The organism is Stutzerimonas sp. KH-1 (assembly GCF_054483855.1).
Genome location: NZ_CM137011.1, coordinates 2,197,334 through 2,215,356, shown reverse-complemented (window position 1 = coordinate 2,215,356; position 18,023 = coordinate 2,197,334). Strand labels below are relative to the sequence as shown.

General features: G+C 65.2%; 17 protein-coding genes and 2 pseudogenes. 10 read left to right on the top strand and 9 right to left on the bottom strand.

The annotated features are described in order from the left end of the window. The first annotated feature begins 115 nt into the window (after positions 1–115). Genes ACX1DW_RS10645 through ACX1DW_RS10625 form a run of 5 tightly spaced genes read left to right on the top strand, consistent with a single transcriptional unit; the run spans position 116 to position 4,806 of the window. Positions 116–559 carry a TIGR03757 family integrating conjugative element protein gene (locus ACX1DW_RS10645; RefSeq protein WP_458993342.1) on the top strand — a complete coding sequence of 148 codons (444 nt, stop codon included), beginning with the start codon at positions 116–118 and terminating at the stop codon, positions 557–559. Further along, a complete protein-coding gene (locus ACX1DW_RS10640) occupies positions 556–1,500 on the top strand; it encodes a TIGR03756 family integrating conjugative element protein (RefSeq protein WP_014819610.1) in 945 nt (314 codons plus the stop codon). The genes ACX1DW_RS10645 and ACX1DW_RS10640 overlap by 4 nt, the downstream gene beginning before the upstream one ends. Positions 1,501–1,510: 10 nt before the next feature. Further along, positions 1,511–2,917, top strand: a complete 1,407-nt coding sequence (locus ACX1DW_RS10635; protein WP_014819611.1) for an integrating conjugative element protein — start codon at positions 1,511–1,513, stop codon at positions 2,915–2,917. Further along, positions 2,914–3,267, top strand: coding sequence for a hypothetical protein (locus tag ACX1DW_RS10630; protein WP_458993341.1), 354 nt, complete (start codon positions 2,914–2,916; stop codon positions 3,265–3,267). Before ACX1DW_RS10635 ends, ACX1DW_RS10630 begins: the two co-directional genes overlap by 4 nt. Before the next feature lie 15 nt (positions 3,268–3,282). Next, positions 3,283–4,806, top strand: a complete 1,524-nt coding sequence (locus tag ACX1DW_RS10625) for a conjugal transfer protein TraG N-terminal domain-containing protein (RefSeq protein WP_458993340.1) — start codon at positions 3,283–3,285, stop codon at positions 4,804–4,806. Between the two features lie 7 nt (positions 4,807–4,813). Here ACX1DW_RS10625 and ACX1DW_RS10620 read toward each other — a convergent pair whose 3' ends face one another. After that, a complete protein-coding gene (locus ACX1DW_RS10620) occupies positions 4,814–5,185 on the bottom strand; it encodes a DUF3742 family protein (RefSeq protein WP_003292113.1) in 372 nt (123 codons plus the stop codon). Positions 5,186–5,408: 223 nt separating this feature from the next. Here ACX1DW_RS10620 and ACX1DW_RS10615 point away from each other — a divergent pair, with 223 nt between their 5' ends. The 3 genes from ACX1DW_RS10615 (at position 5,409) to mobH (ending at position 9,110) form a co-directional block, all read left to right on the top strand. Next, positions 5,409–6,167, top strand: a complete 759-nt coding sequence (locus ACX1DW_RS10615; RefSeq protein WP_017244844.1) for a type IV toxin-antitoxin system AbiEi family antitoxin domain-containing protein — start codon at positions 5,409–5,411, stop codon at positions 6,165–6,167. Then, positions 6,160–7,080: a nucleotidyl transferase AbiEii/AbiGii toxin family protein gene (locus tag ACX1DW_RS10610; RefSeq protein WP_003292111.1), complete on the top strand. Its 921-nt coding sequence runs from the start codon at positions 6,160–6,162 to the stop codon at positions 7,078–7,080. Before ACX1DW_RS10615 ends, ACX1DW_RS10610 begins: the two co-directional genes overlap by 8 nt. A gap of 203 nt (positions 7,081–7,283) precedes the next feature. After that, a complete protein-coding gene (gene mobH / locus ACX1DW_RS10605; RefSeq protein ID WP_003292110.1) occupies positions 7,284–9,110 on the top strand; it encodes a MobH family relaxase in 1,827 nt (608 codons plus the stop codon). 401 nt (positions 9,111–9,511) lie between these two features. Here the strand turns inward: mobH and ACX1DW_RS10600 are convergent, their stop codons facing one another. Together ACX1DW_RS10600 and ACX1DW_RS10595 are read right to left on the bottom strand one after the other, a co-directional pair. Further along, positions 9,512–9,886, bottom strand: coding sequence for an IS66 family transposase (locus ACX1DW_RS10600; protein WP_074519822.1), 375 nt, complete (start codon positions 9,884–9,886; stop codon positions 9,512–9,514). A 63-nt stretch (positions 9,887–9,949) separates the two neighbouring features. Then, positions 9,950–10,015: a hypothetical protein gene (locus tag ACX1DW_RS10595; protein WP_376780438.1), complete on the bottom strand. Its 66-nt coding sequence runs from the start codon at positions 10,013–10,015 to the stop codon at positions 9,950–9,952. 908 nt (positions 10,016–10,923) lie between these two features. On the opposite strand from ACX1DW_RS10595, the pseudogene ACX1DW_RS10590 reads away from it, so the two are divergent. Next, positions 10,924–11,953: pseudogene (locus ACX1DW_RS10590) on the top strand (IS110 family RNA-guided transposase). 313 nt (positions 11,954–12,266) lie between these two features. Here the strand turns inward: ACX1DW_RS10590 and ACX1DW_RS10585 are convergent. After that, complete coding sequence (locus ACX1DW_RS10585; RefSeq protein ID WP_003451223.1) at positions 12,267–13,697, bottom strand: FAD-binding oxidoreductase; 1,431 nt, start codon at positions 13,695–13,697, stop codon at positions 12,267–12,269. A gap of 307 nt (positions 13,698–14,004) precedes the next feature. Here ACX1DW_RS10585 and ACX1DW_RS10580 point away from each other — a divergent pair. Continuing rightward, positions 14,005–14,341 (top strand): annotated as a pseudogene (locus ACX1DW_RS10580) (ISL3 family transposase); the annotation flags it as partial. A 188-nt stretch (positions 14,342–14,529) separates the two neighbouring features. On the opposite strand, the gene ACX1DW_RS10575 reads toward ACX1DW_RS10580, so the two are convergent. The 5 genes from ACX1DW_RS10575 to ACX1DW_RS10555 are packed head-to-tail and all read right to left on the bottom strand — an operon-like array spanning position 14,530 to position 18,009. Next, positions 14,530–14,970: a GlcG/HbpS family heme-binding protein gene (locus tag ACX1DW_RS10575; RefSeq protein ID WP_017849597.1), complete on the bottom strand. Its 441-nt coding sequence runs from the start codon at positions 14,968–14,970 to the stop codon at positions 14,530–14,532. Between the two features lie 32 nt (positions 14,971–15,002). Next, positions 15,003–15,194 (bottom strand): 2-hydroxymuconate tautomerase, encoded by a 192-nt coding sequence (locus ACX1DW_RS10570; protein WP_003292102.1) that lies wholly within the window; start codon positions 15,192–15,194, stop codon positions 15,003–15,005. Positions 15,195–15,242: 48 nt separating this feature from the next. Further along, complete coding sequence (dmpH, locus tag ACX1DW_RS10565; RefSeq protein WP_017849598.1) at positions 15,243–16,037, bottom strand: 2-oxo-3-hexenedioate decarboxylase; 795 nt, start codon at positions 16,035–16,037, stop codon at positions 15,243–15,245. Further along, entirely contained in the window at positions 16,034–17,074 is a 1,041-nt protein-coding gene (gene dmpG, locus ACX1DW_RS10560) for a 4-hydroxy-2-oxovalerate aldolase (protein WP_009397183.1), read from the bottom strand. The genes dmpH and dmpG overlap by 4 nt, the downstream gene beginning before the upstream one ends. An 11-nt stretch (positions 17,075–17,085) precedes the next feature. Beyond that, a complete protein-coding gene (locus ACX1DW_RS10555; protein ID WP_003292099.1) occupies positions 17,086–18,009 on the bottom strand; it encodes an acetaldehyde dehydrogenase (acetylating) in 924 nt (307 codons plus the stop codon). Positions 18,010–18,023: the final 14 nt, after the last annotated feature.

Here is an 18,023-nt window from a genome sequence, read left to right as displayed (position 1 = left end):
ACGCTCACAACGGCATAGGGTATGAAACCGGCAGGGGCCGGATGCGGTTTCTTTGTCGCGCTAGATCGGCACTTGAAGTCGACTGTGACTTTGATCGACTCCAAGGACGCCCGATATGCCGGCCCCCGTCTTCAAGGCTTCGCCCCGGCTGCCGACCATCAGCATTGCGCCCGGACTGTGGGCAGTGCTGTTCATGTTTACCCAGACTGCAGCAGCCGACGTGCTCGTCGTCACCGACAGCCGTCATCCGGTGCAGGCTCCAGCCGGCGTGCGGATCATCGAGCTGGACCAGGCCACGCGCATCGAGGTCGAACTCGCCGCGCACCTACCGGCCGACCCGCAACAGGCTGCAGCCCTGGTGCGGCAGCGGCTGCATGACGGCGGCGAGGCCCTGCAGCGCCGCATCGGCCACGCCTACCAAGGCGTCGCGGATGCCTGGGGGCTGGGCATCGTGAAGATCCCCGCCGTGGTGGTCGATCGGCGCTACGTCGTCTACGGCAACCCCGACGTGCCCCGCGCCGTCGCGCGCATCGACGCCTACCGGAGCACGCAGCCATGAGCCTCCTGCTGGCATCCCGGCGTCTGCGCGCCACCGTCGCCTCGCTGCTGCTGGGCACGGCCACGTCGACGTTCGCCCTGGACACGGCCACCATCGTCTCGTCGGCGTTGTCCCCCGACTGCCTCGAATACCGCGTGGTCGGAATCTGCTACTGGCTGTACTGCACGCCCTTCGGCTGCTCGGTTCGCACCTCTGTCAAGGTGCGCCACTACGTCCCCGATGCGGTGGTATCGAGCTACTCGAACACTGGAGAAAACCCATGGCTGGAAGTCAGGGCGATGAGCATGCCCAACCCGACCGCCAAGGCTGGCGGTGACGGCACGACCAATCACGACAACGAGAACAACCTCGCCAAGTTCAAGAACGCCGATGTCATCGGCCATCCGGCCGGGGTGGTGTTCAGCCAGTTCGCCAGCGCCTCCGGCTACACCTGCGAGGGCGCTGGCACGGCCTTCATGCCGTATCTGCTGAGCACGCTCGACACGATCGCCTGGCGCTACAACATCCCGGAAGCGTTCTACCCCGAAGCGCTCATCCCCGGCCGGCGCGAAATCGGTACGCGCACCGGCCTGGACCTCTGGGGCAACGTGTATCCCCGCGGTGGCTTCCTGCACCAGACCGACGACCACAAGAGCGGCGCCGTGGTCGCGCAGCGCGCGGGCGACATCGTGACGCGCCGCAACCAGATTCACGTGTATCAGCCTCTGCTGGCCAACGCCCGCGACGGCTACTGGCCGGCCGGCGCGCTGATGGAGACCGACGCCTCGACCGGCAAGTGGCAGGAGCTGACGCCCACGCTCTCGAACAGTTGCGTGGTCTTCCCGCACAGCCGCACTCGCGTGCAGGCCCAGCAAGGCGACTACGCCTGGGCCTTGTGGCGGCCGTACTCCTGCTGCCGGCGCCGTGGCCAAGTCTTCCTCGGCAGCGTCGATTTCATGTGAGGAACCCACGATGGACGCTTCCCTCCCCGACCTCCTGCGCCGCGCGAAGCCGCGCCCGCGGGCCACGCTGCTCGTGGCGGCCATCACGCTGGTCGTCGGCGCCGCCTGGGCGCAGACGCGCATCGACCCCAATGGCGTGAACGCCAGCGGCAGCGTGATCGGCGACGACGTGCTCTACAGCATCGGCGGCGGCCGGGCCGTGTCGATGGGTGGTGCCGGCAACATGCAGAGCATCGGCGTGGGAGTCGGCTGGAACAGCAACCTGATCTGCGGCGACATGAGCATCACCACGACGCTGCAGAACCAGCTCAACGGCATCAGCAACGGCTTCCAGACGATCATGAGCAACGTGATCCAGAACGCCACCAGCGCCGTGGCCTCGCTGCCGGCGCTGATCATCCAGCGCGCCGACCCGGGGCTCTACAACCTGCTGACCAACGGCATCCTCCAGGCGCGCCTGGACTTCGACCGCTCGAAGATGACCTGCCGGGCCATCGCCAATCGGATGGCGGACATGGCTGGCGGCCAGGCCGGCTGGGACCAGCTCGCCGAGGGGATGGCGCTGCGGGATGCGGTCAGCAGCACCGACGCCGTCTCCGCCGTCGAGCAGGCCGAGTCCAACAAAGGGAACAACGGCGTGCCCTGGGTCGGCGGCGGTAACGCGGGCGGCTCCGGCCAGAGTTCGATCAAGGTGGTCGGCGATGTGACGCGCGCGGGCTACAACCTGCTCAACGGGCGCAGCGCCACCGATACCTCGTCGATCGCGCGCAGCGCTTGCGGCAACCGCCTGACCTGCCAGACTTGGTCGTCGCCTGGCGCGGCCGCGGCCTTTGCGAACCGCGTGCTGGGCGAACGCGAGCAACGTACCTGCGAGAGCTGCACGAAGACCCAGACCACGCCTGGCGTCGGGCTGACGCCAATGATCCAGGAAGAGTACGAGACCAAGCTGCAAGTGCTGCAGGAGCTGGTGACGGGCGCCCGGCCGACGACGCTGGCCAATCTCGACGCAGCCGGCAGCAGCTCGCTGCCGATCACCCGCGGCGTGATTGAAGCGCTACGCGACGAGCCCGACCAGGACCTGCTGGGCAAGCGCCTGGCGTCGGAGGCTGCGCTGTCCAGCGTGCTGGAGAAGGCCCTGCTGCTGCAACGCACGTTGCTGACCGGCAAGAAGGAGCCGAACGTCGCCGCCAACGAGCTGGCCGTGCGGGCGGTCGACCAGGAGAACAGCGCGCTGGAGCAGGAGATCGACAACCTCAAGACTGAGCTGGAGCTGCGCCGCACGCTGGCCGGCAACTCGGCGATGGCGATCATCCAGCGCCACAGCACCCGCGCCGCCGGCTCGCGCGGCATCTTCGAGGGCGACACCACGCGCGACCGTCTCCGGGAAGTCCAGAAACCGCGGAGCGGCACGCCATGAGCCGGCCGGCCTGGTTGCGGCTGCCGTGGCTGTTCAACCGCCGCGTCGGCGTGGCGCTGCTGTGGACCTTGCTGGTGGTGGCCGCCGCGGTGGTGGTGAACATCGCCGGCATCCACGTGGTCGGCGGCGTCGAGGGCTGGCAGCACTGGCTGCAGGCGCACGCCGGCCACTTCTTCGTGTGGCGGCTGTGCGTCTACGGAGCGACGGCTTACGGCTGGTGGTGGATGCGTCGGCGCCTGCTGCGGCGGGAGCCGTCCCGCGAGACGCATCAGCGCCTGCTGCGCACGGAGATCGCGGCCGTGATCGCCGTGGTCGCGCTGGAAGCCAGCCAACTGTTGCGGCACGGCTGAGACCGGGAGGCAGGGATGACGCTCTACACCACGGACTACCTGGAGTATTACCTGACCCTGGTGGCCTGGGTGGTCAACAACGGCATCTGGAGCATCCTCGTGGCCAGCGGCGTGTTCGCGCTGCCGTTCGTGGCCATCGTGATCCAGGAATGGCTCAAGGCCCGCAGCGAAGGTGCGGACGAGGGCAACAAGGGCGTGCTGTCGTCGATGCGCATCGAGAACCGGGTGTGGGTGGCGATCGTGGTCGTCCTGTTCGCCGGCATCCCGTTCATCCCGGTGGATCTCGCCACGATCAAGTTCGACACGACCCGCTCCGCGCAATGCCAGGTCAACGTCCCGCTGCCCAACGAGACGGGCTGGTCCAACGTCTACACCGCGCTCAACGACCAGAGCGCGCTGGTGCCGGTGTGGTGGTTCTTCATGCACGCCATCTCGAAGGCGGTCACCAGCGCCGCAGTGGCGGCGATTCCCTGCGGCACGGATCTGCGTCAGGTTCGCATGGATGTGGATGCCACGCGCATCGATGATCCGGTGCTGGCTCAGGAGGTCGCCGACTTCACGCACGACTGCTACGGGCCGTCGCGAGCCAAGCTGTTCATGAACCGGCCGACGCTCTCCGACGAGCAGATGAACGACGTCACCTGGATCGGGTCGAGTTACCTCCTCGACACGCCCGGCTTCTATGACACCTACCACTCCCGCACGCCGCGCACGGCCTGGCCCTACGACGCGACCCGCGATGCGGGGCTGGCACAGGTGGACAGCGGCGGCGGCTATCCGTCCTGCCGACAGTGGTGGACCGATGGCGGCCAGGGGCTGCGCAGCCGACTGTTGGCACAGGTCGACCCGGACCTGCTGACCCGCATCGGGCGCTGGGCAGGCTTCCTGTCGCAGAGCGAGGTCAATGACTCGGTGATTCGCGCCGTGGTCTCACCGCGGCAGCAGAAGATGAACCAGGGCGCCGTCTACACCGACTACGGCGGCCAGATCGACAAGACGCTGCCGAACATCGTCACGCGCGGCGCGAGCGACCTGGGTCTGACCGTCGGTTCGCTGGGCTTCTTTCCTGCGATGGACGTGGTGCGCCAGGCGCTGCCGATGGTGCTGACCATGCTCAAGATGGCGCTCGTCATCTGCATCCCGCTGGTGCTGCTGATCGGCACCTACGACCTGAAGACGGTGGTGACGGTGAGCTGCGTCCAGTTCGCGCTGTTCTTCGTGGACTTCTGGTTCCAGCTCGCGCGCTGGATCGACAGCACGATCCTGGATGCGCTCTACGGCTGGGGGTTTGGCGCGGACAGGCCTCACACGAACTTCGATCCGTTGATCGGTTTGAACAACGCCTTTGGCGACATGTTGCTGAACTTCGTCATGGCGATGATGTTCATCGTGCTGCCGACGTTTTGGGTCATGGCATTGGCTTGGGCAGGCGTTCGCACGGGAAATATCGTGCAGGGGTTGTCCACCGCCACCTCGGACGCCAAGGGCGCTGGGGGGCGTGGCGCTGGTATGGCAATGAGCGCCGTATCGAAGAAGTGACCGCCGTTCAGTCGTCGTCGGTCACATGCGGGTCGATGCGCCAGTCGCTCTTGTCATAAAGCCCGAAGCCGTTGGGGCCTTCCCTCCACTCGGGTTGCGGTTCCTCTTGATCAGGGTCGTCGTGCTGCACGAGCCATGCAGCAGTCACCGCAAAGGCGAGCAGCAGGGCCAGCCAGAACGCGGAGTAGAGCAGCGCACCGAGCACGGCGAGCTTGACGATCCAGAGCACCGCCGTCGCCGCGCCCGCAGGCACCCCGCGCGTCACCAGCCAGCCGGCGACACGCTGCTCGCGGCGCAGGTATCCACGCCAGGCACGGCCAGCCCCCCGGCCCAGCCGGTGGCTCCAGCGCCCGTTGTGCGTGTTGGCGGTCATGCTCATATGCCTCGGCTTCAGTGGTGCCTCACCTCGCGGAGCGGCCGGTCGTGGCCTGCCCTCCAGCATAGACCGCGATCAGGAGGGCGGGTTGCGCCCGGCAGAGCCGGGTTGGCTCGGGTCGTAGGTCGATTAGATTATGCACAACAAATCAAACCTTATGCTACTTTCCATGCACGTTCTTGCAATGGCTCTAGGGGTCGATTGGATTCTGTGTTATTTTTATAACATGGATCGAAATTCTCGGCACCAGGTAATCAAGCGACTGCAGGCGGGACTCTCCCGTGGGGCGCCGTTCGACCTTGCCACCCTGAGCCAGTTCGGGGTGTCGCCCCAGCTCGCCGCCCACTATGCCGACGGCGGGTGGCTCGTGCGCCTGGCCCATGGCGTCTATGCCTTCCCGAACGATGAGTTCGGGGTCTACGGTGCGCTGAAGTTCCTGCAACAGCGTGTGCCCGGCCTGCACGTCGGCGGCAAGAGCGCCCTGGCCCTGCAGGGTGTGCGGCACAACCTGGGCAGCCGGGAGACGCTGGTGCTGTGGGGCGACGGTCGTTTCGCGTTGCCGGCCTGGTTCACCTCGCGCTTTCCGGCCCGCTACGTCCACGCCCGCCTGTTCGACTGGCCGGACACGACGCTGGCCAGCAAGACCCTGACCACGCCGCCTGGCCTGCCCGAGGATCTGCGGGTGGCTGCCTCCGAGCGTGCCGTTCTGGAGCTGCTGTACGAAGCCGGCGTCAAGCAGAGCCTCGAAGAGGCCCGCAACCTCTTCGATGGACTGCGTTCCCCCCGCAAGGACTTGCTCGGACAACTGCTGTCCTGCTGCGCCAGCGTGAAGGCCGTGCGCCTGTTCCTCACCTGGGCGCGCGAGACCAGCCTCGTGGATGTCGATGCCCTGCTGGAGCAGTACCCGGTTCGCACCGGCAGCAACACGCGCTGGATGAGCCGGCTCGATGACGGCACCTTGCTAAGCCTGAGACCTCATGGATAAGACCTACGCGGACACCGTTCGCCTGCTGCTGGCCGTCGCGCCCGACGTGTTCGCCAACCACATCTTCGCCATGAAGGGCGGCACGGCCATCAACCTCTTCGTGCGGGACATGCCGCGCCTGTCGGTGGACATCGACGTGGTGTACCTCCCGTGGCAGACGCCGCGCGACGAAGCGCTGCAAGCCATCAACCAGGAGCTGGCCGCCATCGCCACGCGTGTTGTACCGCTGGGCGTGCAGACACGCCTGGTTCGCGCCAAGGACCTGGGGGACACCAAGCTGATCGTCGAGAACGACGCCCACCAGGTGAAGATCGAGGTCAACGTCGTGTTCCGAGGCAGTGTGCTGCCCGTCGAGCGGCGGCCGCTGAGCGCCAGGACCAGCGATCTGTTCGGCGTCGAGTTCGAGCTGCCGGTTCTGGCACCGGACGAGCTGTACGCCAGCAAGCTGGTGGCCGCGCTGGATCGGCAGCACCCCCGCGACCTGTTCGACGTGTGGCAGCTCTTTGAGTCGGGCGGCATCAGCGACGGCATGGTCGAGTGCTTCGTGATCTATCTGGCGGGCCACAACCGGCCGCCCCACGAAGTGCTGTTCGGCAACGACAAGGACATCGCCGGCGAGTACGAGCGGGCCTTTGTCGGCATGACCGAAGTGGACTGCTCCCTGGAGACACTGCTCGACGCTCGCGCCAGGATGCGGCGCGAGCTGCCACAGCGACTGAGCACCGCGCACAAGCAGTTTCTGAGCGGGCTGGCGCGCGCAGAACCGGACTGGTCGCTGGTGCAGTGCCAGCACGCCGCGCAACTGCCGGCACTGCGCTGGAAGCTCGCCAATCTCGAAACCTTCCGCAAGCGCCGTCCCGACGACTTCGCAGCGCAATCCGCCGCCCTCGACACCGGCTTGGGCCAGAGCTGACGAACATCCCGCAGCGCCCCACTTGCCGGGATTGCCCCATGCCGCATTCATCGTGGCACCCGCGCAGCAGCGGCCCTATACCCAAAGGCTTCCGACAAAGGCCAAAGGGCTGAGAAGGGGCAAAGGAAGGGCGCCAAGGGGAAAGGCCCTATCCTGAAAAGGCCAAAAGGCGCCCCTGAGCAGCCCGTCATCCGGGGTTCGCCATGCTCTCGCTGTTCCAGCGCAAACGGGTGCCACCCACCGCCGGCACACCGCCCACCTCCGGCATCGAAACTCCAAAAGGGTCGATGCGGCCGGAGTCGGCCGCATCGCTGCTGGCCACGCCGCGCCGGCAGAAACTGCTGGAACACATCTGGCAGCGCACATCGCTCTCACGCCGACAGTTCGCCGCGCTCTACCTCGCCCCACTGGAGCGCTACGCCGAGCTGGTCCAGCAGTTCCCGGCCTCCGAGAACCACCACCACGCCTATCCGGGCGGCATGCTGGACCACGGTCTGGAGATCGTCGCCTATGCGCTGAAGCTGCGGCAGTCATACCTGCTGCCTGCGGGCGTCACGCCGGAGGCACAGGCGGCCCAGGCCGAAGCCTGGACCGCAGGCACGGCCTACGCGGCCCTGCTGCACGACATCGGCAAGATTGCGGTCGATCTGCACGTCGAACATGCCGACGGCAGCGTCTGGCATCCCTGGCACGGCCCGCTGCGAAAGCCCTACCGCTTCCGTTACCGAAAGGAGCGCGAGTACCGCCTGCACAGCGCCGCCACCGGGCTGCTCTACGCGCGCCTTCTCGATCGGGACATCTTCGACTGGCTCAGCGGCTATCCCGACCTCTGGGCCGCGCTGCTGTACGTGCTGGCCGGCCAGTACGAGCACGCCGGCACGCTCGGCGAACTGGTCGTGCAGGCCGACCAGGCATCGGTCGCCCAGGAACTCGGCGGCGATCCCAGTAAGGCGCTGGCGGCACCCAAGCATGCGCTGCAACGCAAATTGCTCGACGGCTTGCGCTACCTGCTCAAGGAGGAATTCAAGTTGAACCAGGCCGGCCCGGCGGACGGCTGGCTGACCCAAGACGCCCTGTGGCTGGTGAGCAAGACCGTCTCCGACAAGCTACGCGCACATCTGCTGTCGCAGGGCATCGACGGCATCCCGGCGAGCAATACGGCGGTGTTCAACGTGCTGCAGGATCACGGCATCGTGCAACCGACGCCGGATGGCAAGGCGATCTGGAAGGCTGCGGTCACCAGCGAGGCCGGCTGGTCGCACGCCTTCACCTTCCTGAAACTCTCGCCGGCGATGATCTGGGATGCCGCCGACCGGCCGGCGCCGTTCGCAGGCCGTGTGCAGGTCGAAGAGGAACAAGCGGAGCCGACGCCGCAGGCGCCGGCGGTGGCCGATGGGCCGCGCGCGGAAGGCATCGAAGCTGCATCCGCGAGCACGGCGCCGGTCGCATCCGCAGCCATGGACACCGGCGTGGCCGCGCTGCTCGACCTGCTGGGCGACACCGCTCCACCCACGGCACCGGAGATCCCGAGTTCCCCTGTTGCCGAGCCCGAGCCGGCCCCTTCGACCGTGCCCCCGCCGCAGATGGGCCTCGCGCCTTCCCAGGATCGCGCGGAGCCCTCCGGGGCGCACTTCATGGCCTGGCTGCGTCAGAGCATCCAGACGCGCAAGCTCATCATCAACGACGCCAAGGCCCTGGTGCATACCGTCGCCGGTACGACCTACCTCGTCAGCCCCGGCGTGTTCCAGCGCTACGCGCAGGAGTACCTTCAAGTCGTCGCGCTGGCCAAGCAGGAGAAGCTGGAGGGGTGGCAGTGGGTACAGAAGCGCTTCGAGAAGCTGGGACAGCACCGCAAGCAGCCGAGCGGGCTGAACATCTGGACCTGCGAAGTCACGGGGCCGCGCAAGTCGCGCCGGCTGCACGGCTACCTGCTCGCCAGCCCGGATGCGCTGTTCCAGGAGACGCCGCCAGACAACCCATACCTGCGGCTCCTGCATGAGGACTTCTTACCAAGCGCGAACCCTCTGTAAAACCTGCCCCCTATCCAAGCCGGGAATTAGCAATCTAGGTTGAGCAGGTCGTGAGCTGCATTAAGCGCATGCTGAGCGGCATCGCCCCCCATTTAGCAACCGATCACGGTTAAGCCCGCCTCCGCGAACCCATGCTGTGGGTAGGTGCCCGTTTTCGGCTCGTCTTATGAAAAAAGGTGAGCGTCCAGCCGTCCCATCGTTACTCAGGTTGAGACGCCGAGGGGCAACAGCTCCTCGATCTGGCTGTTGGGCCAGATGGGCAGTTTTTCCCGGGGTGTCCTTGAGCCAGGCGCCGGGCTCGAGACCGTTCAGTCTGGTGGTGGCCAGCACGCTCTGGATGGCGGCGGCGCGGTAGCTGCAGCCGGTCGTGTAGGGCCTGCAGTTTGGGCAGGGCTTTCTGTTCACGCAGCAGCTGCCGGACGGCCGCGTCGAGTGCGGGGGCGCGCCAATCGAGGGCATAGAGATCGGCGATGCGCCGCAAGGCCTCGGCTGTCACTGGGCTCCAGGTCGTTGCTGCGGTAGGCCCAGAGTAGGCCCAGAGATAGGGGCGTTTGGTTTTCCCCTCGCCGGGATTGAGTTGCTGCAGAGGGAGTTTCATCGGCATGCAGCACCTGGCGTTGGAGCAATAAGGCGCGCAGCCGATCCACCAGGGGCTCAAGGCCACGCCGTAGCGCCCGACTCACTCGGCGAGGGCCGAACGGGCAGGGTGACGCCGTCACGGGCAGCGATCTGTTCGAGGCGGTAGAGCGGCAGGCGGTCAGGTCAGGGGCGGCCATGCCGCCTTCGATCACTGCTGGCGGAACCGGCGCGGCGCTGATGCTTTCGCACGGGCGGCAGGCTTATTGCGGGCGACTGTGCCGGTGGACGAAGGGCCTGGCCAGGATCAGGTCGAGCTGCTCGCTGATGTCTTCGCCGATCTTGACCAGCGCGGCGCTGCATTCGGCGGCATGGAACTAGCGAAAACGGCCTTGATGCAGACGGCGCTGACCCAACCACACACCGGTGCCGTCCTACTGCAACAGCTTGAGCCGCGAGCCGTGCCGATTGCGAAAGGCATAGGTCGTGCCATCGCAGGGTGGTCGCCCGAGGGCCTGCTGAAGGTGCACCAAAGCCCGTCGATCCCCAAGCGCATGTTGATCGGTCGGCCACCAGCCAAACCTGGGCCGGCATTCGCGTCAGACCATCCCCCGCAGCAATCCGGCCAACCAGCTTGCATCGACGTCCGCCGGCAACGCCAACCGCCAGCCACTGGCATGCCTGCAGCAGCCACACCCCTGCCGCTGCCACGGGCACCAGGGTAAGCGGCGTGGCCGCCCGCTTGCTGCGTCTGATCCAGTAGGCCAGTGCCTCGGGTTTGAGCGCATGCTACTGGCAATAAGCAACTGCGTCAGCCCGCTGTCCTGCCAGGCCTGAACATGCCGAGCCCAGGACTCGCGGCGCGCGTGCATCGTTTCCATATAAATCCCCTACTGGAAAAGCACAGGATGCAGGGCGGGGTGTTCGAGCAAAAGGGGGGGGGCGCTTACTGTCGATACGCGGCGGCAGCCGCAAGACCGTCGCCGCGAGCAGCCTGTCCAGCACGCTCGAATACATGGATGAAAAGCGCATGCAGGCTGATACCGGTAGTTTGCGAAACGGCGCGGAGGATCAGCGTGGAGCTGGGCAGCAGCCAGGGTAGTTGGCTGCATGCCGAGAAGATCGGTGGCTTTTGCTGCCTGGTGGGTTCCGCGCGTTCGAGATTCGGGTTAATGAGATGGTCATCCCCACCCTCCGAGGGCACACTTTCGCAGGGTGTTTTATTTCGGAGGCCATCATCACGAGCGCAGTTGCACTGGTAGGGATTGATCCGGGCAAGCAAAGCTTTCATCTATACGGAAAAGACGGTTCTGGCCGGAAGATCTTTCGCACGAAAGCGACACGCCAGCAAATGATGCGATTGCTTGGCATCCTGCCGGCTTGCACGGTGGTGATGGAAGCCTGCGCCGGAGCGCACTTTATGGCGCGCCAACTGACGGCGCTCGGGCATCAAGTGAAATTGATCTCGCCGCAGTTCGTGCGTCCTTTCGTCAAGGGCAACAAGAACGACTTCATTGATGCCGAAGCGATCTGCGAAGCCGCATCGCGGCCCAGCATGCGCTTCGTCTCGCCCAAGATCGAGGCCCGGCAAACGCTCTCGGTATTGCACCGGATGCGTGATTCGCTGGTGCGTGATCGTACCAAGACGGCCAACCAGGCCCACGGTTTCCTGCTGGAGTTCGGCATCAGCCTGCCCAAGGGACTATCGCTGGTCAGACGACTGCCGAGCACGTTGGATGAGCATGAGCTGCCGCCTCGGCTGGTCGTACTCCTAACGCGCCTGCATCAGCATTCACGCTGTCTGGACGGACAGATCAAGGCACCGGACAAGGAAATGACCACCCAGCTTGAGGAAGATGACCTGGGGAGCCGCTTGCTGACGATTCCCTGTGTCGGCCCGATCACAGCCAGCCTGTTATCGGCCGAAATGGGCGATGGCAAGCAGTATGGCGGCAGCCGTGATTTCGCGGCATCGGTGGGGCTGGTACCCCGCCAGCACAGCACCGGCGGTCGAGCCAATTTGCTGGGTATCAGCAAACGAGGGAGACAAGTATCTGCGGCGGCTTTTAGTGCAGTGCGCCCGGGTCTACCTGCAGCGCCTGGAGCATCAGCAGGGTGCCTTGGCCCACTGGGTCCGCTCGCTACGGCAGCGACGCCATGCGAACATGGTGGTGCGCGCCCTGGCCAACAAGTTCTCCCGAGTCGCCTGGGCGTTCGCCGCCAACCACTCGGAATTCGAAGCAGGGCCAGTCGTCTACGCCGCCTGATCCGGCCATTACAGCTGTACCACGGAACACCCTTCCAGGTTTTGCGATGCTGAACAACCGATGACGTGAACGGCCACCGGCTTGGTGAAGAACCTGACATAAAAAACGGCTTTCGAAGCCGCCGGCTTGTCAGGATCACCAGGCGCGACTCTCATCGTGGCGCGAGGCAGCCCAAACGAGACGCCGGATAGATTTACGCAAGCCATAGAATCATCGCTGGTCAGTATTGCAGAAACGGGGTGACCGTAAATTTTTTCTTCAAAAAAATCTCTTGCAGCACCCATCAGGCGGCGACCGCCGCCACCACCCCCACTCAAGACGCCAGAATCTTCCCCGGATTCATGATCCCGTGCGGATCGAGCGCGCGCTTCACCGTCGCGATCAAGGACAGCTCCGCCGGATTGCGGCTGTAGTGCAACCACGGCCGCTTGTGCAGCCCAATGCCGTGCTCGGCCGAGACCGATCCCGACAGGCTGCGCACGATAGCGTAGAATGCGGCCTCGATGCGCTGTTCGGTCTTGCGGTCGTCAGTCGGCAGCGAACCCACCACGATATGCACGTTGCCGTCGCCGACGTGGCCGAAGTAGATCGCCCGAACGCCGGGGAAATCGCGCGCCAGCGCCTCGCGCATCCGGGCCACGCATTCCTCGATGCCCGAGATGGGCGCGGACACGTCGAAGTTGATGGTGGGCGCGAAGGTGCGCAGCATCTCGGAGATGGCATCGCGCAGTTCCCAGAAGGCTTGGGTCTGCGTGTGAGATTGGGCCACGGCGGCGTCGGCGATCCAGCCTTCGGCCAGCGCGTGTTCCAACATCGCCTCGAAGCGCGCCGCATCCTCTTCGGGTGCGGCCGCCTGCAGGTCCAGCAGCACGTATAGTGGATACGTGGCCGGCAGCGGCGCGGCGATGCCGCCGGCGGTTGTGGCCGCGGCATAGTAGTCCTGCCACATCATCTCGAATGCGCTGACCCGGCCGCCCAGGAGGTGCTGCGCATGGCGCAGCAGCTTGATGGCCGAGCCGAAATCGGGCGCGGCTACCAACGCGGTATTGGCGCCCGAGACGCCCGGATGCAGGCGGAGCACGGCCTGCGTGATGATGCCCAGCGTGCCCTCGGTGCCGATGAACAGATGCTTCAGATCGGGGCCGGCATTGTTCTTGACCATCTTGTTCATCATGGACAGCACGGTTCCGTCGGGCAGCACGGCTTCCAGTCCCAGCACCAGGTCGCGCGCCATGCCGTAGCGGATCACGCGGTTGCCGCCCGCATTGGTGGCGATGTTGCCGCCGATCTGGCATGAGCCGCGCGCGCCCAGGTCCAGCGCGAACAGAAAGCCCGCCGCCTGCGCGGCTTCCTGAACGACCTGCAGCGGCGTGCCGGCCAGCACGGTCATGGTGGCTGAGGCAGGGTCCAGTTCGACCACGCCGGACATGCGCTCCAGTGAAACGAGCACGCAGCCTTCTATCGGCGTGGCACCGCCGGCCAGGCCGGTCAGCCCGCCCTGCGGCACCACCGGGCAGCGTCCTGCATGGCATAATGCCATCACGCGCGCAATTTCGGCGGTGTCGTGCGGGCGCACCAAGGCCAGCGGCCTGCCGCCTTCCTCGCCGCTCCAGTCGTTCAGGTACCGGGCCTCGATGTCGGCGCCCGCCAGCACTTCGCCGATGCTGGCGTCGGCGCGCAGCGCGGCCAGAATTCGTTTAGGGTTCCAGGGCCCGGACGCCGGTTCCGATGCAGTGATGTTCATGAAGAGACTCCTCTTCCAGTTTATGGAACGGCCAGCGTGTCCAGCCTTTATAATGGGCGGCCGCGGATTCTGGGGAAAGAGCGAGTTACTAACCCGAAATTTTGTATCCGGACAGTCAAAAAGTTTTCCGATAAGTATCCGTGAAACCCATAACACGCTGATGCTTTTGTGTTTTTATGATGTCAGACAATACCGCGAATATTATTGCGATGTTCGGATACTTTGTTCCTCATTAGTAACAGGCGAGGAAGTGGGTAGATTGGCAGTCGCTAAACATCCCAACCCCCACACCCTGCTGTCGCTATGCAGCCGCCAGGCGATTCGCCCATTCTTCGAGTGGCTCGGTGAGCACTGCCGGCATATCGAGGCGGTCGCCATGGACATGAACACCGCTTTCGACCTGGAAGTGAAGCGGCACTGCCCTCAAGCCGAAGTGGTGTACGACCTGTTCCATGGGGTGGCGCGCTACGGTCGTGAGGTGATCGACCGTATCCGCGTCGACCAGGCCAACCACCTTGCGCGATAACAAACCAGCGCGCAAGGTGGTCAAGCGCAGCCGCTGGCTGCTGCTGCGCAACGCTGAGCACCTCAAGGGCGGCCAAGCCGTGCAGTTGCAGGAATTGCTCGCCGCCAACCAGCCATTGGCCCACGGTCTATCTGCCACCGCCAAACTGAACGGGCTTGCCGACCTAGCATCCATCGGCTGATCTGTTTCTCGCTCCGCTTATTACCGAAACCGCCTAAAGAGATCAGAAGGCCAATCAATGCTGCTGATTTCCCTTCTGGAAGCCAGCCGCATGATGCGTTCGGGCGCGAAAGTCAAAATCTGCCTCTACCCCAAACTGGATGCCTCATGATGCCCTATGGCCGCCAAGCCCGCTGCCGCGCAGGCTTCGTCCTGCCCCTCGTCGGCCCCAGAGACGCCGATGCCGCCGATGCATTCACCATCGAGCAGGATCGGCAGGCCCCCGCCGAACACCACCAGCCGCTCGCGTCTTGGCAGGCCGATGCGCAGGCGCGGGTTGTCACCCAGCACGTCGAGCCAGTCGCGGGTGGAGAAGCCGAAGCTCACGGCGGTGTATGCCTTGTCTTCGGCAATTTCCCGTGAATGTAGAAAGGCGCCGTTCATGCGGAGATAGGCCAACGGCAGGCCGGAGTGGTCAACCACGCAGACGTTAATGCGCACGCCTAGCTTCTCTGCATGTGCCACGGCCGCACGGGTGGCGGCATAGGCGGCTTCCCAGTGCAGCGAGCGTTGATTCGTTGTTCTCATGTGTCGGACTCTCTGTGCAGGAGGAGGCAGGTTCATCGACCAATGGCCTTGGCGCTTTCGCCGCCGATGCCGAAGTGGCCTTTGGGCATCTCGGTTATAATCACTCGCACGCTGGTCAGCGGCGCATCCAGGGAGCGCGAGATGGCCTCGCTGACTTCGCGAATGAGGGTTTCCTTCTGCTCGTCGCTGCGGCCTTCAAGGATGTGGATCTGGGCAATAGGCATGGTGTGCCTCCTGAAGAAGAGGCCGCCCGGGCAGGGCGGCCGGATGGCTCAGACGAAGCGCGCGGAGACGCTGCCAAGCCCCTGGTAGCGCACGGTGATGTTGTCGCCCGGCGCTACTGCGACGGCGGCGGTGATGCCGCCAGTCATGATGAAGGTGCCGGCCGGTATGTGTTCGTCGCGCTCTGCCAGCAGGTTGGCCAGCATGGCCACGCTGGACAGCGGATGGCCGAGCACTGCGGCGCCGGCACCAAGTTCCACCACCTCGCCGTTCTTCTCCATCACCACGCCGAGAGTGCGCAGGTCGACCTCCTCGAGGTTGGCCATGCGGCCTCCGGTGATGTAGCGGGTCGACGAGGCGTTGTCGGCCACCACGCTGATCAGGTCGAACTTGAAATTCTCATAGCGCGAGTCGATTACCTCGACGGTGGGGATCACGTAGTCGACCGCGGCGATCACGTCGCCGATATGGCAACCAGGCCCGACCAGCGGTGCCTTGGTGACCACCGCGATTTCCGCCTCGATCTTGGGGTGGATCAGCTTGGAACAGTCCACCGTGCCGCCGTCGGGCACGCTGAAGTAGTCGGCGAGAAAGCCGTAGATCGGCGTCTCCACGCCCATCTGTGCCATCTTCGCCCATGAGGTCAGGCCCATCTTCAGGCCGACGATCTTGTTGCCGCGCTCCTCCTTGCGCCGGCGGATTTCCCACTGGATGTCGTAGGCATCGGCGAAGGTCATCTCGGGATAGTCGTTGGTGACCTTGTGAATATCGTGCGCCTGCAATTCGGCGTTCTCGATGTGCTCGGCCAGGGCCAGCACCTGCTCGCGGTTGAGGGTACGGTTCATGCGCTCACCTTCTGGTTCTGGCGGGCCCGGGACATATCCAGGGCGAGGTCTTCGATCATGTCTTCCTGGCCGCCGACGGTGCCGCGGCGCCCCAGCTCGACCAGAATGTCGCGGGCCGGTACGCCGTATTTCTTCTCGGCGCGCTGGGCAAACAACAGGAACGAGCTGTATACGCCGGCATAGCCCAGGGTCAGCGCATCGCGGTCGACGCGGATCGGCTGGTCCATCATTGGCACGACGATGTCTTCGGCCACATCCATGATCTTGTAGAGGTCGATGCCGGTTTCCACGCCCATGCGCTTGCACACCGCGACGAAGACTTCCAGCGGGGTGTTGCCGGCACCGGCGCCGAGGCCGGCGACCGAGCCGTCGATACGCGAGGCGCCAGCTTCGATGGCGGCCAGCGAGTTGGCGATGGCCATGCCCATGTTGTGGTGGCCGTGGAAGCCGATCTCGGTGGCGGGGTTCAGCTCGGCGCGCAGCAGGCCGATCTTCTCGCTGACCTCATCGGGCAGCATGTAGCCGGCCGAGTCGGTGCAGTAGATGCAGTTAGCGCCGTAGCTTTCCATCAGCCTGGCCTGCTCGAGCACTTTTTCCGCGCTGATCATGTGCGCCATCATCAGAAAGCCGACGGTATCGGCGCCCAGCTTGCGCGACATGCCGATGTGCTGCTCGGAGACGTCGGCCTCGGTGCAATGCGTGGCCACACGAATGGTGGAGACGCCACAGTCGAGCGCCATCTTCAGGTGGTCGACCGTGCCGATGCCCGGCAGCAGCAGGGCGGATACCTTGGCCTGCTTGAGGCGCGGGATTACCGCACGCAGGTATTCCTCGTCGCTGTGCGCGGGGAAGCCGTAGTTGATCGAGCGACCGCCGAGGCCGTCGCCGTGGGTGATCTCGATCAGCGGCATGCCGGCGGCGTCGAGGCCGGTGGCGACCGCGATCATCTGCTCGAGGCTGATCTGGTGGCGCTTGGCGTGCATGCCGTCGCGCAGGCTCATGTCGTGCAGGGTGACGTTCTTGCCTTGCAGATTCATGGTGCTACTCCTCAGGCCAGTGCCGCTTCACGACGTGGCAGTTGAATGGTGCCGCTGGCGATTTCCTCGGCGAACATCTCGCCAGTACGCAGCGCTGCGGCGGTCATGATGTCGAGGTTGCCGGCGTACTTGGGCAGGTAGTCGCCCAGGCCCTCGACTTCCATGAAGATCGAGACGCGGTTGCCGTCGAATACCGGGCCATTCTTCAGCCGGTAGCCGGGCACGTACTTCTGCACCTCGGCGATCATCGCGTGGACCGATGCGGTGATCGCATCCTGGTCCGGTTCGGTTTCGGTCAGGCAGTGGATGGTGTCGCGCATCATCAGCGGCGGCTCGGCCGGGTTGACGACGATGATCGCCTTGCCTTCCTTGGCCCCGCCGACCTGCTCGATGGCGCCGGCGGTGGTGCGGGTGAACTCGTCGATGTTCTTGCGGGTGCCCGGGCCGATGGAGCGCGAGGACACGGTGGCGACGATCTCGCCGTAGGCCACCGGCTGCACGCGCGATACCGCGGCGACCATCGGGATGGTGGCCTGGCCACCACAGGTGACCATGTTGACGTTCATTTCCAGCGTGCCGACATGCTGCTTGAGGTTCACCGGCGGCACGCAGTACGGGCCGATGGCGGCCGGGGTCAGGTCGACCATCAGCACGCCCAGCTCGTTGAGCTTGCGGCTGTTCTCGGCGTGTACATAGGCGGAGGTGGCATCGAAGGCGATGCGGATATCGTCCTCGAGCACGTGCGGCAGCAGGCCGTCGACGCCCTCGGCGGTGGTCTTCAGGCCGAACTCGCGGGCGCGCTTGAGGCCATCGGACTCGGGGTCGATGCCGACCATCCAGACCGGCTCGATCCACTCGGAACGCAGCATCTTCATCACCAGATCTGTGCCGATGTTGCCCGGGCCGATAATGGCGGCTTTCAGTTTCTTGCTCATCAGGCTGTCCTCGA

Bases quoted from the DNA above. Each gene is read 5' to 3' on its own strand.
- ACX1DW_RS10645 (WP_458993342.1), top strand. From the start codon at position 116: ATGCCGGCCCCCGTCTTCAAGGCTTCGCCCCGGCTGCCGACCATCAGC.
- ACX1DW_RS10640 (WP_014819610.1), top strand. From the start codon at position 556: ATGAGCCTCCTGCTGGCATCCCGGCGTCTGCGCGCCACCGTCGCCTCG.
- ACX1DW_RS10635 (WP_014819611.1), top strand. From the start codon at position 1,511: ATGGACGCTTCCCTCCCCGACCTCCTGCGCCGCGCGAAGCCGCGCCCG.
- ACX1DW_RS10630 (WP_458993341.1), top strand. From the start codon at position 2,914: ATGAGCCGGCCGGCCTGGTTGCGGCTGCCGTGGCTGTTCAACCGCCGC.
- ACX1DW_RS10625 (WP_458993340.1), top strand. From the start codon at position 3,283: ATGACGCTCTACACCACGGACTACCTGGAGTATTACCTGACCCTGGTG.
- ACX1DW_RS10620 (WP_003292113.1), bottom strand. From the start codon at position 5,185: ATGAGCATGACCGCCAACACGCACAACGGGCGCTGGAGCCACCGGCTG.
- ACX1DW_RS10615 (WP_017244844.1), top strand. From the start codon at position 5,409: ATGGATCGAAATTCTCGGCACCAGGTAATCAAGCGACTGCAGGCGGGA.
- ACX1DW_RS10610 (WP_003292111.1), top strand. From the start codon at position 6,160: ATGGATAAGACCTACGCGGACACCGTTCGCCTGCTGCTGGCCGTCGCG.
- mobH (WP_003292110.1), top strand. From the start codon at position 7,284: ATGCTCTCGCTGTTCCAGCGCAAACGGGTGCCACCCACCGCCGGCACA.
- ACX1DW_RS10600 (WP_074519822.1), bottom strand. From the start codon at position 9,886: ATGGCCGCCCCTGACCTGACCGCCTGCCGCTCTACCGCCTCGAACAGA.
- ACX1DW_RS10585 (WP_003451223.1), bottom strand. From the start codon at position 13,697: ATGAACATCACTGCATCGGAACCGGCGTCCGGGCCCTGGAACCCTAAA.
- ACX1DW_RS10575 (WP_017849597.1), bottom strand. From the start codon at position 14,970: ATGAGAACAACGAATCAACGCTCGCTGCACTGGGAAGCCGCCTATGCC.
- ACX1DW_RS10570 (WP_003292102.1), bottom strand. From the start codon at position 15,194: ATGCCTATTGCCCAGATCCACATCCTTGAAGGCCGCAGCGACGAGCAG.
- dmpH (WP_017849598.1), bottom strand. From the start codon at position 16,037: ATGAACCGTACCCTCAACCGCGAGCAGGTGCTGGCCCTGGCCGAGCAC.
- dmpG (WP_009397183.1), bottom strand. From the start codon at position 17,074: ATGAATCTGCAAGGCAAGAACGTCACCCTGCACGACATGAGCCTGCGC.
- ACX1DW_RS10555 (WP_003292099.1), bottom strand. From the start codon at position 18,009: ATGAGCAAGAAACTGAAAGCCGCCATTATCGGCCCGGGCAACATCGGC.